The organism is Cupriavidus sp. YAF13, from assembly GCF_052113425.1.
Taxonomy (GTDB): Bacteria; Pseudomonadota; Gammaproteobacteria; order Burkholderiales; family Burkholderiaceae; genus Cupriavidus.
The window spans coordinates 135,047-148,777 of the sequence record NZ_JBFRDD010000001.1; the positions used below are offsets into that span (position 1 = coordinate 135,047).

Genomic DNA, 13,731 nt, shown 5'->3' on the forward strand with positions numbered 1-13,731 from the left:
GACACTGGCGCGGCCGCATGGCGCCGCGTACATGGGGATCGTGTCCTGTGCGTACAAAACACACAAACAAAAAAGCCGCCAACCTGGGTAGCAGGTTTGGCGGCTTTCTTTCGGACCGGAGACACGGCAGGTCCGCTACCGGCCTGTGGCAGGGTGCGCCTGGGCCGGGACGATGAAGCAGCGTGGCATCCGGATCTTGAACTCATTAAAGGCCAATGTATCCGAAGGTTTTCTCTTTTGCAATCGCTTGCCGAGAGGACTTTTGAAGGTGTTGCTGCGCCGCATTAAGGCGCCGGGCCGAATCACCGTGGATCACGCTCCGGGTCAGAGTCCGCGCACGATTTCCAGCACCTCGTCGACGTGGTTGGGCACCTTGATGCCGCGCAGCGCATGGCGCAGGATGCCCTTGCCGTCGATGATGAAGGTGCTGCGCTCGATGCCGCGCACTTCCTTGCCATACATTTTCTTCATCTTGATGACATCGAACAGATGGCACACGGCTTCATCGCCATCGGAGATCAACTCGAAGGGCAGTTCCAGCTTGGCCTTGAAGTTCTCGTGCGATTTCAAGCTGTCGCGCGAGATGCCGAAGACGACCGTGCCTGCCTTGACGAAATCGTCGTGCTGGTCGCGGAAGTTCATGGCTTCGGTGGTGCAGCCCGGGGTGTTGTCCTTGGGGTAGAAATACAGGACGACGGTCTTGCCACGCTGGGCGGCAAGGCTGAACGCGCCGCCGGTGGCGGGTGCGCTGAAATCGGGTACGGGCTGGCTGAGACTGGCTGTTGTCATTCTTATGGCTCCTGGGAGGGACAGGAAGGGGGTGGCTGCGTGAGTGCGGCCACCATGGTGGCGGCAGATGGGGGCGGGGCGGCCAACTTCAAGCGAGGCGTGTGCTTAACTTGGGCGAACCGGCCTCCCCGGCCGCCGGGCGGGCTCAGGCAGGCTCCTCCAGCAGCAGGATGGCCGCCACTTTGCGCCCTTCAGCCATCAGGATGTTGTATGTGCGGCAGGCGGCCTGCAGATCCATGGCGTCCACCCCGACATGCAGGCGTGCCAGTGAGGCGGTCAGCCGGGGGTGAGGGAAGCGCAGGCGGCTGCCGGTGCCCAGCAGCACCACCTCGGGCGAGTGCGCCAGCAGGCTCTCGAAATGCGCGGGTTCCAGGTCTTCGAAGCGTTGCACCGGCCAGGGCCGGATCTCGCCTTCGGGCATGACCAGCACGGATTCCGTGTGGCGCACCATATTGATTTCGATATAGCCCGGGCCGTACGACGTTACCGTATTAAGGGCATTGGGCTGGTCAGCGTGGAGTTTCAAGGGCGAACCTTATCTGGCGCTGCCCTTCGCGGCGCGCGCGGCGACTCGGCCGGGGCAGCGCAGGGCGGGTTGAGAGCATTTTGGGGCAGGCGGGCCGGGCGGCTTTGCTGCGGCCCCGTGGTACCGGTGGCGTACGCTGCAATGCAAGAATCCCTGCCGAAGTCTGTCATAATCCGATAAATTATAGCTTTTGCCTCCCTGCCTGCCACGTTTTGCGTTGCAACGCAGCGCACAGGCTACCCGGGTCGCTCCATTTCCACCCAGATTCCCTAGATAGCCGCCGCTACCCGGTGGCGCTTGCCTCCTGCCAACATCGCCGTGAAACCGATCCAGAAATCCAACAAGCTCAACAATGTTTGCTATGACATCCGCGGCCCGGTGCTGGAGAAGGCCAAGCAGATGGAAGAGGAAGGCCACAAGATCATCAAGCTGAACATCGGCAACCTGGCCGTCTTCGGCTTCGATGCGCCGGAAGAGATCCAGCAGGACATGATGCGCAACCTGCCCAATTCGGCTGGGTATTCGGACTCCAAGGGCATCTTCGCCGCGCGCAAGGCGATCATGCACTACACGCAGCAGAAGAATATCGAGGGCGTGGGCCTGGACGACATCTACGTCGGCAACGGTGCCTCCGAGTTGATCGTGATGTCCATGAACGCGCTGCTCAACAGCGGCGACGAAGTGCTGGTTCCAGCGCCGGACTATCCGTTGTGGACTGCGGCGGTGAGCCTGTCGGGCGGCACCCCGGTGCACTATGTGTGCGACGAGGCCAACGAGTGGATGCCCGACCTGGACGATATCCGCGCCAAGATCACGCCGAATACCAAGGCCATCGTCGTCATCAACCCGAACAACCCCACCGGCGCGCTGTATTCGGACGAGCTGCTCAAGTCCATCGTGGCGATCGCGCGCGAACACGGCCTGATCATCTTTGCCGACGAGATCTACGACAAGGTGCTGTATGACRGCCATAGCCACACGTCCATCGCCGCGTTGTCGACCGATGTGCTGACCGTGACCTTCAACGGCCTGTCCAAGAACTACCGCTCGTGCGGCTACCGCGCCGGCTGGATGGTGGTGTCGGGCGACAAGCGGCCCGCGCTGGACTATATCGAGGGGCTGAACATGCTGTCCTCGATGCGTCTGTGCGCCAACGTGCCGGCCCAGTGGGCCATCCAGACCGCGCTGGGCGGCTACCAGAGCATCAACGACCTGGTGGGCGAAGGCGGGCGCCTGCGCCGCCAGCGCGATCTTGCCCATGAGCTGATCACGCAGATCCCGGGTGTCACCTGCGTCAAGCCCAAGGCCGCGCTGTACCTGTTCCCCAAGCTCGACCTGTCGATGTACCCGATCCAGGACGACCAGGAGTTCATTTATGAGCTGCTGCAGGAGTCCAAGGTGCTGCTGGTGCAGGGCACTGGCTTCAACTGGGGCAAGCCCGACCATTTCCGTATCGTGTTCCTGCCCCACGAGGAAGACCTGCGCGAGGCCATCAGCCGCGTCGGGCGCTTCCTCGAGACCTACCGCAAACGCCACGGCCGCGCGGCCTGAGCCGGCACGCTTGCGGCGCAATCCATTTTTCAGCAACTCAGAGTCAGATCGTCCATGAATCCCATCAAAGTAGGCCTGCTTGGCATCGGTACCGTCGGTAGCGGCACGTTCAATGTGCTGCAACGTAACCAGGAAGAAATCCGCCGCCGCGCCGGGCGCGGCATCGAGATTGCCATGGTGGCCGACCTCAACACCGAGCGCGCCCGCGAGCTGACCGGTGGGCAGGTCGAGGTGGTGGCCGACGCCAACGAGGTCGTCACCCGCCCCGAGATCGACATCGTGATCGAGCTGATCGGCGGCTACGGCATTGCCCGCGAGCTGGTGCTCAAGGCCATCGAGAACGGCAAGCACGTGGTCACCGCCAACAAGGCGCTGCTGGCCGTGCATGGCAACGAGATCTTCGAAGCCGCGCGCAAGAAGGGCGTGATCGTCGCCTTCGAAGCCGCGGTGGCCGGTGGCATCCCCATCATCAAGGCGCTGCGCGAAGGCCTGACCGCCAACCGCATTGAATGGATCGCCGGCATCATCAACGGCACCACCAACTTCATCTTGTCGGAAATGCGCGACAAGGGCCTGGACTTCGACACCGTGCTCAAGCAAGCGCAAGCGCTGGGCTATGCCGAGGCCGATCCCACCTTCGACATCGAAGGCATCGACGCCGCGCACAAGATCACGTTGATGAGCTCGATCGCCTTCGGCATGCCGGTGCAGTTCGACAAGGCCTACGTGGAAGGCATCACCAAGCTGTCGGCCGTGGATATCCGCTATGCGGAAGAGCTGGGCTACCGCATCAAGCTGCTGGGCCTGACGCGCCGCCGCGAAAACGGCATCGAGCTGCGCGTGCACCCGACGCTGGTGCCGGCCAAGCGCCTGATCGCCAACGTGGAAGGCGCCATGAACGCCGTGCTGGTGCAAGGTGACGCCGTGGGCGCCACGCTGTACTACGGCAAGGGCGCTGGCGCCGAGCCGACCGCGTCGGCCGTGATCGCCGACCTGGTCGACGTGACCCGCCTGCACACCGCCGACCCCGAGCACCGCGTGCCTCACCTAGCGTTCCAGCCCGATGCGCTGTCGAGCGTGCCGGTGCTGCCGATCGAGGAAGTCACCAGCTCGTACTACCTGCGCATGCGCGTGGCGGACGAGACCGGCGTGCTGGCCGACATCACCCGCATCCTGGCTGATGCCGGCATCTCCATCGATGCCATGCTGCAGAAGGAATCGCGCGAAGGCGAGCCGCAGACCGACATCATCATGCTCTCGCACCTCACGCTCGAGAAGCAGGTCAACGCCGCCATCGCCAAGATCGAGGCGCTGCCGACCGTGCTGTCGGCCGTCACGCGCCTGCGCATGGAAGAACTGAACTGAACGCACCGATGAAATACCAGTCGACGCGCGGCCATGAGATGCCGCAAACCTTCTCCGAGATCCTGCTGGGCGGCCTGGCGCCGGACGGCGGCCTGTACCTGCCCCGGGAGTACCCGCAGGTCACGGCCGACGAGCTGGAAGCCTGGCGCAAGCTGTCATACGCCGATCTCGCCTTCGAAGTCCTGTCCCGCTTCTGCGATGACATCCCGGCCGAGGACCTGCGCGCCCTGACGCGCAAGACCTACACCGCCGAGGTGTACTGCAACGCCCGCCCCGGCGACAACACCGCCGACATCACCCCGCTGCGCACGCTGGGCGAAGAGGGCGGCACGCCGCTGCAACTGCTGGGCCTGTCCAACGGCCCCACGCTGGCCTTCAAGGACATGGCCATGCAGTTGCTCGGCAACCTGTTCGAGTACGCACTCGCGCGTGCCGGACAGGAGCTGAACATCCTGGGCGCTACCTCCGGCGATACCGGCAGCGCGGCGGAATACGCCATGCGGGGCAAGCGCGGCATTCGCGTGTTCATGCTCAGCCCGCACCGCAAGATGAGCGCGTTCCAGACCGCGCAGATGTTCAGCCTGCAGGACCCCAACATCTTCAACCTGGCGGTGGACGGAGTGTTCGACGACTGCCAGGACATCGTCAAGGCGGTCTCCAACGACCTCGGCTACAAGGCTCGCCAGAAGATCGGCACGGTCAACTCGATCAACTGGGCACGCGTGGTGGCCCAGGTGGTGTACTACTTCAAGGGCTGGCTGCTGGCTACCGACGGACCGGGCCAGAAGGTCTCGTTCTGCGTGCCGTCGGGCAATTTCGGCAACGTCTGCGCCGGCCATATCGCGCGCATGATGGGCCTGCCGATCGACAAGCTGGTGGTTGCCACCAACGAGAACGACGTGCTCGACGAGTTCTTCCGCACCGGTACCTACCGCGTGCGCAAGTCGGCCGAGACGTATCACACCTCCAGCCCGAGCATGGACATCTCGAAGGCGTCGAACTTCGAGCGCTTTGTCTTCGACCTGCTGGGCCGCGATGGCGACAAGCTGGCCAAGATGTTCCGCGAAGACGTCGACACCAAGGGCGGCTTCGACCTGTCCGGCACGCCGGAATTCGAGCGCATCCGCGCCTTCGGCTTCGTTTCGGGCCGCAGCACGCACGAAGATCGCCTCGCCACCATCCGCGACTTGTCCGAGCGTTACGGCATCACCATCGACACCCACACCGCCGATGGCATCAAGGTCGCGCGCGAGCATCTCACGCCCGGCGTGCCGATGCTGGTGCTGGAGACCGCGCTGCCGGCCAAGTTCGCCGATACCATCCGCGAGGCGCTTGGCCATGAGCCGGAGCGTCCGGCAGCCTTCGAAGGCATCGAAAACCTGCCGCAGCGCTTCGAGGTGATGCCGGCGGATGCCGACCGGATCAAGGCCTACATCGCCGGCCACACCGGCCTGTAAGCCCCGGCCGCTGCCGGCGGTGTTCCTGCCGGCAGCGCGCCAACTCGCTACAATCAGACTTGCCGAGCAGAAATCGCACGGCCCTCGCATTGCTCCGGATGTATCGGGGGCGGTACGCGGGCCGTTTCCCATGGGCGCTGCATGGTCATGGGTTCGCGGTCTGACACTGCCTACGCTGCTTACGCTGACTACGCTGTCTCACTTACCCGTTTTCCTCATGACCCAAGCCGCCGCGCCCGCCCGTCCCCCCATGTTGACCATGGCCCAGGCCCTCGAAGCCCTGCTGGCTGGCGCCCGCCCGCTCGCCGAGGCAGAGCGCATCGCCACGCTCGACGCCAATGGCCGCGTGCTGGCCGCGCCGGTGTCGAGCACGCTGGACGTGCCGCCGGCTGACAACACCTCGATGGACGGCTACGCGGTGCGCAGCGCCGACCTGGCGGCGCCCGGCACCCGCCTGCGGGTGGCCCAGCGCATCCCCGCCGGCTATGTCGGCACGGCGCTGGCGGCCGGCACGGCGGCGCGCATCTTTACCGGTGGGCTGATTCCGCAGGGGGGCGACGCGGTGGTCATGCAGGAGCAGTGCGTGGCGCAGGGTGAGGATGTGATCGTCAATCACATGCCGCTGCCGGGCGAGTGGATCCGCCGGGCCGGCGAGGACATCCGTGCCGGCAGCGTGATCCTGCCTGCCGGCACGCGGCTGACGCCGCAGGCGCTGGGTCTGGCGGCCTCGGTGGGGCAGGCGTCGCTGGACGTGGTGCGGCGCGTCAAGGTGGCTGTGTTCTTTACCGGCGACGAGCTCGCCATGCCGGGCGAGCCGCTCAAGCCGGGCGCCATCTACAACTCCAACCGATTCACGCTGCGCGGGCTGCTGGAAAACCTCGGCTGCGAGGTCAGCGATTTCGGCATCGTGCCCGACACCCTGGCTGCCACGCGAGACACGCTGCGCCGGGCCGCCGAGGGGCACGACCTGATCATCACCTCGGGCGGTGTCTCGGTGGGCGAGGAAGACCATATCAAGCCGGCAGTCGAGGCCGAAGGCCGGCTCACCTTGTGGCAGATTGCTATCAAGCCGGGTAAGCCGCTGGCGTTCGGCGAGGTGGCGCGCGGTGAGCAGGCACCGGCATTTTTCCTGGGGCTGCCGGGCAATCCGGTCTCGAGCTTCGTCACCTTCCTGCTGTTCGTGCGGCCTTTCATCCTGCGGCTGCAAGGCGTGCAGGACGTGATGCCGCGCCGGCTGCCGCTGCGTGCCGATTTCGACCTACCCAAGGGCGACCGCCGCAACGAGTTCCTGCGCGTGCGCCTGAACCAGGCCGGCGGGCTAGACCTGTTCCCCAACCAGAGCTCGGGTGTGCTCACTTCCACGGTGTGGGGCGAGGGCCTGGTCGACAACCCGCCCAACCAGCCGATCGCGCGGGGCGATACCGTGCAGTTCATCGCCTTTGACGGCCTGCTGGCATGAGGAGCGAGACCGCCATGAACATCGAACTCCGTTTTTTTGCCAGCGTGCGCGAGCAGCTGAGCCTGGGGCAGGAGCGCGTCGCGGTGCCGGCCGAGGTGGTTACCGTGGCGGACCTGCGCCGTTGGCTCGGAGCCCGCGGCGGCGCCTGGGCCGAGGTGCTGGCCGAGGGCCGTGCCTTGCGCATGGCCGTGGACCACGAGGTGGCCAGTGCGGACAGCGTGTTGGCCGAGGGCTGCGAAGTGGCGTTTTTCCCCCCCGTGACCGGAGGCTGAGATGAGCGTCAGAGTACAGCGAGAGGATTTCGACCTGGGTGCCGAGGTGGCGGCGCTGCGCCGTGATCAGCCAGGCGTGGGCGCGGTGGCCAGCTTTGTTGGCACGGTGCGCGACATGAACGACGGCAGCGCGGTCAGCGCGATGGAGCTGGAGCACTATCCCGGCATGACCGAAAAGGCGCTGGCCCGGATCGAAGCGGTGGCGCGGGAGCGCTGGGCGCTGCTTGGCGTCACCATCGTGCACCGCGTCGGCCCCTTGTTGCCGCTGGACCAGATCGTGCTGGTGGCGGTGGCCTCCGCCCATCGCGGCAATGCCTTTGCCGCTTGCGAATTCATCATGGATTACCTCAAGTCGGAGGCGCCGTTCTGGAAGAAGGAGCAGACGCCGGAGGGCGCGCGCTGGGTCGACGCGCGCGTGACCGATGCGTCCGCGCTGGCGCGCTGGGGCATTCGCTCGCTCAATGCCGGCGGCGAGGCGGAGCCGGTGGAGCCCTCGGGTCTCAAGCGCTGATGGGCGCGCTCGGTTTTGTGGCGGTCGGGGTCGGGGCCGCGGCAGGGGCTTGGCTGCGCTGGGCGTTCTCTGTGCTGTGGAATGCCGCCAACCCGGCATTGCCCTATGGGACACTGGCGGCCAACCTGGTTGGCGGTTACCTGATCGGGCTGGCGGTGGGATTCTTCGGTGCGCATGTGGAGTTGTCGCCCGAATGGCGCTTGCTGGCGGTGACTGGCTTCCTGGGCGGACTGACCACGTTTTCCACGTTCTCCAGCGAGGTCGTGGGCAACCTGATGGCTGGCGACTATGGCTGGGCAGCGGTGCACCTGCTGACGCACCTTGGCGGCTCGCTGCTGCTGACCGTGCTGGGCCTGTGGACCTACCGGCTGCTGGCCTGAGCGCCTGCTGAATCCAATGAATCCAGCCACGCAAGCATCTCCGCCAGCGCGGCGTTGAAGGCAGCCGGCCGCTCCATGTGCGGGGCATGGCCGGTGCCGTCGAGGGTGACAAGCCGGGCAGCCGGCTGCAGTGCCAGCGTGGCCTGTCCCACCGCCGGCGCGTAGAGGCGGCTGCGCTCCCCAACCAGATGGAATAAAGGCAGGCGAGCCTGGCGCAATGCCGGGCGGTAATCCTGGCGGGCCATGTCTTCCCACAACGCGGCAAGCGCATCCGGCGCGCACTGGCGCATGATGCGGGCGATCCGGCCTGTCTCGTGCGTATCGGGCTTGCTGCCGGCGGCCCATAAGCCGGCGCGCACCGAATCGATCAGGCGCGGCCAGTCCCGGCGCACGTGCGCGGCCATGTGGGCTGCCTGCGCGGTGTCGTAGTGCGCATGCAGGCCATGCGGCCAGTCCGCCGCGCTGGCCAGCCGCGGTGTCATGTCGATGGCGCCGATTGCCGCCAGGGGCAGGGCGGGGTCCCCGCGCATCAATTCCCAGGCCACCATGGCGCCCATCGACCACCCAATCACCACCACGTCCCGCAACCCCAGGTGCCCGATCAACCCGGCGGCATCGGCGGCAAGCTGCGCCAGGCTGGCTTGTCCGGCGTGCGGCAGTGCAGCAGACAAGCCATGCCCCGCATGATCCGGGGCGATGACACGATAGCCGTCACGCGCCAGCGCGCGCTGGCCGTCGAACGCCTCGCCGGATAGCGACCAGCCATGCAGCAACAGCAGTGCCCGGCCAGTGCCGGCCTCCCGCCAGCCGGGCCGCGAACCGCGAGCAGGGTGGCTATCGAAGGCGGGGGCGGGCTCGGCGTTAGTCATCGCGTGCAAAGCATCCAATGGCGAACTTGCAGTCTGGGTATCCGGCCTGGCCACGTGCGTGGCCAAGGCTCCGGGTAAGCCATGTATTGACATACGGATCGCTAACTTTATATCATGAAACATGAATCAGTTATCATGTTTTGAGGGTCGCCGGAGGAGGCAGTTTCCGCGGTGCAATACCGCTGCCTGACTGCTGTTTTCCGGCCTGACCAGCCACTGCGGAGCCCCGATGTCCCTTACCGAATCCGGCGTAAGCCAGCCCAAGACCGCGCGCGGCCAGAAGACCCGCGAAGCGCTGCTGCGCGCCGCCGAGAAAGTGTTCGGCGAGAAGGGCTACTACGTGGCTTCGATCTCCGAGATCACGCAGGAGGCAGAGGTGGCCATGGGCACCTTTTATCTCTATTTCAAGGACAAGGAAGACATCTTCCGCGCGCTGGTGCAGCACATGCTGGAACTGGTGCGGGCTCACCTGCGCAAGCACGTGGGGCCAGCGCAGACGCAGATCGAGGCCGAGCGGCTCGGGCTCAAGGCGTTCCTGTCCTTCGTCGCGCGCCACAAGAATCTGTACCGCATCGTGCTCGATTCCTACTCGGTTGACGAGACCATCTACAGCAGTTACTTCCAGGTGTTCGCCGACGTCTACAGCCGGCGCCTGGGCAAGGCCGAGGAGCAGGGCGAGATCTCGCCGGGCGACGCCGAAGTGCGGGCGTGGTGCCTGATCGGCATCAGTAATTTCCTGGGCATGCGCTACGCGCTGTGGAAACGGCCGGCGTCGATGGACAAGGTGGTCGATACGGCCTTCGACATGATCTCGCACGGGCTGGCGGCGCGATGAGCGCGTTGGTGCTGGTCGAACGTGTTGGCAGCACGGCCGTGCTTCGGCTCAATCGCGCCGAGCGGCACAACAGCCTGGTGCCGGAACTGCTCGAAGCGCTGCTGGCCGCGCTGGCGCGCACGGAGGCGGACCCGGATGTGCGCGCCGTGGTGCTGAGCCATGCGGGGCGCTCGTTTTCCACGGGCGGCGATGTCGGTGCTTTTGCCGCCTTCGTGCCGCAAAGCGCGGAGTTGGCGCAGTATGCGCAGCGCCTGCTCGGCCTGCTCAACGCAGCCATCCTGCGCCTGGCGGCGCTGCGCTGCCCGGTGATCGCGGCGGTGGAGGGCTGGCTGACGGGGGGCTCGCTGGGTTTGGTGTTGGCCTGCGACATGACGGTGCTGGGCGAGGGCACGCGCATTGCGCCTTACTACACCGTGGTGGGATTCAGCCCGGACGGTGGCTGGACGGCGATGCTGCCGCAACTGATCGGCGCCGCGCGCTCGCGGGCGATCCAGCTTGAGAACACCACGCTGACGGCCAGCCAGGCCGTGGCACTGGGCCTGGCGACGCATCTCGCGCCAGCCCGCGAGGCCGAGGCGATGGCGCTGTCGCTGGCGGCCGGCCTGAAGGACAAGGTACCCGGCAGCGTGGCGCATACGCGCGCGCTGCTGCGCTGGGATGCCGATGCGCTGGCCGCTGGGCTTGAGCGCGAGCGCGTGGCGTTCGTGGCGCAGGTGACGAGCGCCGAGGCGGCGGCAGGCATGCGCCGCTTCCTTGGCGATGGGCCAGGCTAAGGCTGCAAACGGAAAGGCAGGACGGCAGGAAGGAGCGCAGGAAAGAGTACAGGAAAGCGAAGCAGCAACAAGCAGGCAGGATCTGCACTTGCAACGACAAGCGACACCCTTAGAGGAGACAAGTATGCAATTCAAGCACCAAGCCGCTGGCGTCATCGCACTGGCCAGCCTGCTGGCCGCCGGCGGCGCCCTTGCCAAGGATATCCGCATCGCCCACGTCTACGACAAGACCGGGGCGCTCGAGGCCTATGCCAAGCAGACCCAGACCGGGCTGATGATGGGGCTGGATTACGCCACCAACGGCACCATGATGGTCAACGGCAACAAGCTGGTGGTGATGGAGAAGGACACCCAGGGCAAGCCCGACGTGGCCAAGGCCCAGCTTGCCGCGGCGTATAGCGACGATCGCGCGGACATCGCCGTGGGGCCGACGTCCTCCGGCACGGCGCTGGCGATGCTGCCGGTGGCCGAGGAGTACAAGAAGATCCTGCTGGTCGAGCCCGCCGTGGCGGATTCCATCACCGGTGAGAAGTGGAACCGCTACATCTTCCGCACGGGCCGCAATTCGTCGCAGGATGCCATCTCCAACGCCGTGGCGCTGGACAAGCCTGGCGTGCAGATCGCCACCCTGGCGCAGGACTACGCCTTCGGCCGTGACGGCGTGAAGGCCTTCAAGGGCGCGCTCAAGAACGCCAAGATCGTGCACGAGGAATACCTGCCGACCAACACGACGGACTTTACCGCCGGGGCGCAGCGCTTGTTTGATTCGCTCAAGGACAAGCCGGGCCGCAAGATCATCTTCATCATCTGGGCGGGCGCCGGCAACCCGTTCAAGATTGCCGACCTCGATCCGAAGCGCTACGGCATCGAGATCGCCACCGGCGGCAATATCCTGCCCGCCATGAGCAACTACAAGAATTTCCCTGGCATGGAAGGCGCGACGTATTACTACTTCGGCATTCCCAAGAACAAGGCCAACGAGTGGCTGGTGTCCAACCACTACACCAAGTTCAAGTCGCCACCCGATTTCTTCACCGCCGGCGGCATGACGGCTGGCATCGCGCTGGTAGAGGCGCTCAAGAAGACCAATGGCGACACCGGCACCGAGAAGCTGATCGGCGCGATGGAGGGCATGTCGTTCGAGACGCCCAAGGGCAAGATGACCTTCCGCAAGGACGATCACCAGGCGCTGCAGTCGATGTACCACTTCAAGATCAAGGTCGATCCCGCGTTCGCCTGGGGGGTGCCCGAGCTGGTCCGCGAGATCAAGCCGGAAGAAATGAACGTGCCGATCCGCAACAAGCGGTGATGACAGTGGGCGCCTCTTCCATCGATACAACGGCAGCGCTCTCGCGGGCGGTGGCGGGGCCGCCCGCGCTCGAGACGCGAGATCTCACCATCCGCTTTGGCGGCCACGTGGCGGTCAACGCGGTGTCCTGCGCGTTTCATCCCGGCGAGCTGACCTGCATCGTCGGCCCCAACGGGGCCGGCAAGACCACGTACTTCAACCTGATCTCGGGTCAGTTGCCGCCCAGCGCCGGGCAGATCCTGCTCGGCGGCGAGGACGTGACGCGCCTGCCGGTGCCGCACAAGGCGCTGCGCGGCATTGGCCGCGCCTTCCAGCTGACCAGCCTGTTTCCCAATCTGTCGGTGTTCGAGAACGTGCGCCTGGCGGTGCAGTCGCGCCGGCGCATCGGGCTGGATCTGTGGAGCGTGTGGAGCGCAAACCGCGCGGTCCGCGAGCAGGCCGAGGACTGTCTCGAACGGGTGGCCCTGGCCGACAAGCGCCACCTGCCGGTGGCCTCTTTGCCGCACGGTGACCAGCGCAAGCTGGAGGTGGGCATCCTGCTGGCGCTGCAGCCGCGCATCTTCATGTTCGACGAGCCGACCGCCGGCATGAGCGTGGACGAGGTGCCGGTGATCCTGGGCCTGATCCAGGAGATCAAGCGCGACAAGAGCAAGACGGTGCTGCTGGTGGAGCACAAGATGGATGTGGTGCGCTCGCTGGCCGACCGCATCATCGTGCTGCATAACGGCAACCTGATGGCCGACGGCGATCCGGCCGAGGTGATCGCCTCGCCGATCGTGCAACAGGCGTACCTGGGCATCGCTGCCGGCGATGAAAGCGCGCAGCAGGAGGGCAGTCATGGCTGAAGCACCGGCAGCACCCGCAGCACCCATCCTGAGCCTGGATGGCGTGCAGACGCATATCGGGCCGTATCACATCCTGCACGGCGTGAGCTTTGCCGTGCCGCGCGGCGGCGTGACCATGCTGCTGGGGCGCAACGGCGCGGGCAAGACCACCACGCTGCGCACCATCATGAACCTGTGGCAGGCTAGCGAAGGGCGGATCGTGTTCGACGGGGCCGACATCACGCGCCGCGGCACGCCCGCCATCGCGCAGGCCGGCATCGCCTATGTGCCGGAGAACATGAGCGTGTTCTCCGAGCTGACGGTGGCCGAGAACATGCGGCTGGCCGCGCGCAGCGGCGCGATCGACGGGCAGCGGCTCGACTGGGTGTTCCGCATGTTTCCCGCGTTGAAGATCTTCTGGCACCAGCGCGCCGGCGTGCTGTCCGGCGGGCAGAAGCAGATGCTGTCGGTGGCGCGCGCCATCATCGAGCCGCGCAAGCTGCTGATCGTGGACGAGCCGACCAAGGGCCTGGCGCCTGCCATCATCCAGAACATGATCACGGTGTTCCGCGAGCTCAAGCAGACGGACGTATCGATCCTGCTGGTGGAGCAGAACTTCCACATGGCAAAGTCGGTGGGGGACACCGTCGCCGTGATGGATGACGGGCGCGTGGTGCATACGGGCACGATGGCAGCGCTGGCGGGGGACGAAAGCCTGCAGCAGCGGCTACTCGGCTTGTCGCTGGCGGCGCACCAGTAGCGCGTCATCAATAGCGCGTCATCGATAGCGACCAGCAAGACAAGACACATA

The 13,731-nt window shown here is 65.9% G+C and carries 15 protein-coding genes; 12 read left to right on the forward strand and 3 right to left on the reverse strand.

The features are described from left to right. Positions 1–324 precede the first annotated feature (324 nt). Both AB4061_RS00945 and AB4061_RS00950 read right to left on the reverse strand, forming a co-directional pair. Positions 325–789 carry a peroxiredoxin gene (locus AB4061_RS00945; RefSeq protein ID WP_441630076.1) on the reverse strand — a complete coding sequence of 155 codons (465 nt, stop codon included), beginning with the start codon at positions 787–789 and terminating at the stop codon, positions 325–327. 145 nt (positions 790–934) lie between these two features. After that, the gene (locus AB4061_RS00950; RefSeq protein WP_441630077.1) at positions 935–1,315 is read right to left on the reverse strand and encodes an Mth938-like domain-containing protein; all 381 of its coding nucleotides are present in this window, start codon (positions 1,313–1,315) and stop codon (positions 935–937) included. 318 nt (positions 1,316–1,633) lie between these two features. Here AB4061_RS00950 and AB4061_RS00955 point away from each other — a divergent pair, with 318 nt between their 5' ends. The 7 genes from AB4061_RS00955 to crcB all read left to right on the forward strand — a co-directional run bounded on the left by AB4061_RS00955 (position 1,634) and on the right by crcB (position 8,310). Next, entirely contained in the window at positions 1,634–2,866 is a 1,233-nt protein-coding gene (locus tag AB4061_RS00955) for a pyridoxal phosphate-dependent aminotransferase (RefSeq protein ID WP_441630079.1), read from the forward strand. A 54-nt stretch (positions 2,867–2,920) separates the two neighbouring features. Continuing rightward, a complete protein-coding gene (locus AB4061_RS00960; protein WP_267603511.1) occupies positions 2,921–4,231 on the forward strand; it encodes a homoserine dehydrogenase in 1,311 nt (436 codons plus the stop codon). Between the two features lie 8 nt (positions 4,232–4,239). Further along, the gene (gene thrC, locus AB4061_RS00965; protein WP_441630082.1) at positions 4,240–5,688 is read left to right on the forward strand and encodes a threonine synthase; all 1,449 of its coding nucleotides are present in this window, start codon (positions 4,240–4,242) and stop codon (positions 5,686–5,688) included. Between the two features lie 217 nt (positions 5,689–5,905). Next, positions 5,906–7,147 carry a molybdopterin molybdotransferase MoeA gene (locus AB4061_RS00970; RefSeq protein ID WP_441630084.1) on the forward strand — a complete coding sequence of 414 codons (1,242 nt, stop codon included), beginning with the start codon at positions 5,906–5,908 and terminating at the stop codon, positions 7,145–7,147. Between the two features lie 14 nt (positions 7,148–7,161). Further along, entirely contained in the window at positions 7,162–7,419 is a 258-nt protein-coding gene (moaD, locus tag AB4061_RS00975) for a molybdopterin converting factor subunit 1 (RefSeq protein WP_441630086.1), read from the forward strand. Position 7,420: 1 nt separating this feature from the next. Continuing rightward, positions 7,421–7,930: a molybdopterin synthase catalytic subunit MoaE gene (gene moaE / locus AB4061_RS00980; protein WP_441630088.1), complete on the forward strand. Its 510-nt coding sequence runs from the start codon at positions 7,421–7,423 to the stop codon at positions 7,928–7,930. After that, on the forward strand, positions 7,930–8,310 hold the full coding sequence (gene crcB / locus AB4061_RS00985; protein ID WP_441630090.1) for a fluoride efflux transporter CrcB: 381 nt from the start codon (positions 7,930–7,932) through the stop codon (positions 8,308–8,310). The genes moaE and crcB overlap by 1 nt, the downstream gene beginning before the upstream one ends. Here crcB and AB4061_RS00990 read toward each other — a convergent pair. Further along, positions 8,292–9,179: an alpha/beta fold hydrolase gene (locus AB4061_RS00990; RefSeq protein ID WP_441630092.1), complete on the reverse strand. Its 888-nt coding sequence runs from the start codon at positions 9,177–9,179 to the stop codon at positions 8,292–8,294. The two genes, crcB and AB4061_RS00990, sit on opposite strands and share 19 nt — an antisense overlap. Positions 9,180–9,408: 229 nt before the next feature. On the opposite strand from AB4061_RS00990, the gene AB4061_RS00995 reads away from it, so the two are divergent. The 5 genes from AB4061_RS00995 (at position 9,409) to AB4061_RS01015 (ending at position 13,680) form a co-directional block, all read left to right on the forward strand. Beyond that, entirely contained in the window at positions 9,409–10,014 is a 606-nt protein-coding gene (locus AB4061_RS00995; protein ID WP_441630094.1) for a TetR/AcrR family transcriptional regulator, read from the forward strand. Beyond that, positions 10,011–10,787 carry an enoyl-CoA hydratase/isomerase family protein gene (locus AB4061_RS01000; protein ID WP_441630096.1) on the forward strand — a complete coding sequence of 259 codons (777 nt, stop codon included), beginning with the start codon at positions 10,011–10,013 and terminating at the stop codon, positions 10,785–10,787. Before AB4061_RS00995 ends, AB4061_RS01000 begins: the two co-directional genes overlap by 4 nt. Before the next feature lie 124 nt (positions 10,788–10,911). Continuing rightward, positions 10,912–12,096 carry a substrate-binding domain-containing protein gene (locus AB4061_RS01005; protein WP_441630098.1) on the forward strand — a complete coding sequence of 395 codons (1,185 nt, stop codon included), beginning with the start codon at positions 10,912–10,914 and terminating at the stop codon, positions 12,094–12,096. Positions 12,097–12,116: 20 nt separating this feature from the next. Then, positions 12,117–12,941: an ABC transporter ATP-binding protein gene (locus AB4061_RS01010; protein WP_441630438.1), complete on the forward strand. Its 825-nt coding sequence runs from the start codon at positions 12,117–12,119 to the stop codon at positions 12,939–12,941. Then, positions 12,934–13,680 carry an ABC transporter ATP-binding protein gene (locus tag AB4061_RS01015; protein WP_441630100.1) on the forward strand — a complete coding sequence of 249 codons (747 nt, stop codon included), beginning with the start codon at positions 12,934–12,936 and terminating at the stop codon, positions 13,678–13,680. The genes AB4061_RS01010 and AB4061_RS01015 overlap by 8 nt, the downstream gene beginning before the upstream one ends. Positions 13,681–13,731 lie beyond the last annotated feature (51 nt).

Coding starts and splice junctions, on each gene's coding strand:
- crcB (WP_441630090.1), top strand. CDS start 7,930: ATGGGCGCGCTCGGTTTTGTGGCGGTCGGGGTCGGGGCCGCGGCAGGG.
- AB4061_RS00960 (WP_267603511.1), top strand. CDS start 2,921: ATGAATCCCATCAAAGTAGGCCTGCTTGGCATCGGTACCGTCGGTAGC.
- AB4061_RS01005 (WP_441630098.1), top strand. CDS start 10,912: ATGCAATTCAAGCACCAAGCCGCTGGCGTCATCGCACTGGCCAGCCTG.
- moaD (WP_441630086.1), top strand. CDS start 7,162: ATGAACATCGAACTCCGTTTTTTTGCCAGCGTGCGCGAGCAGCTGAGC.
- AB4061_RS01000 (WP_441630096.1), top strand. CDS start 10,011: ATGAGCGCGTTGGTGCTGGTCGAACGTGTTGGCAGCACGGCCGTGCTT.
- AB4061_RS00995 (WP_441630094.1), top strand. CDS start 9,409: ATGTCCCTTACCGAATCCGGCGTAAGCCAGCCCAAGACCGCGCGCGGC.
- AB4061_RS00970 (WP_441630084.1), top strand. CDS start 5,906: ATGACCCAAGCCGCCGCGCCCGCCCGTCCCCCCATGTTGACCATGGCC.
- thrC (WP_441630082.1), top strand. CDS start 4,240: ATGAAATACCAGTCGACGCGCGGCCATGAGATGCCGCAAACCTTCTCC.
- AB4061_RS00945 (WP_441630076.1), bottom strand. CDS start 789: ATGACAACAGCCAGTCTCAGCCAGCCCGTACCCGATTTCAGCGCACCC.
- moaE (WP_441630088.1), top strand. CDS start 7,421: ATGAGCGTCAGAGTACAGCGAGAGGATTTCGACCTGGGTGCCGAGGTG.
- AB4061_RS00990 (WP_441630092.1), bottom strand. CDS start 9,179: ATGACTAACGCCGAGCCCGCCCCCGCCTTCGATAGCCACCCTGCTCGC.
- AB4061_RS01015 (WP_441630100.1), top strand. CDS start 12,934: ATGGCTGAAGCACCGGCAGCACCCGCAGCACCCATCCTGAGCCTGGAT.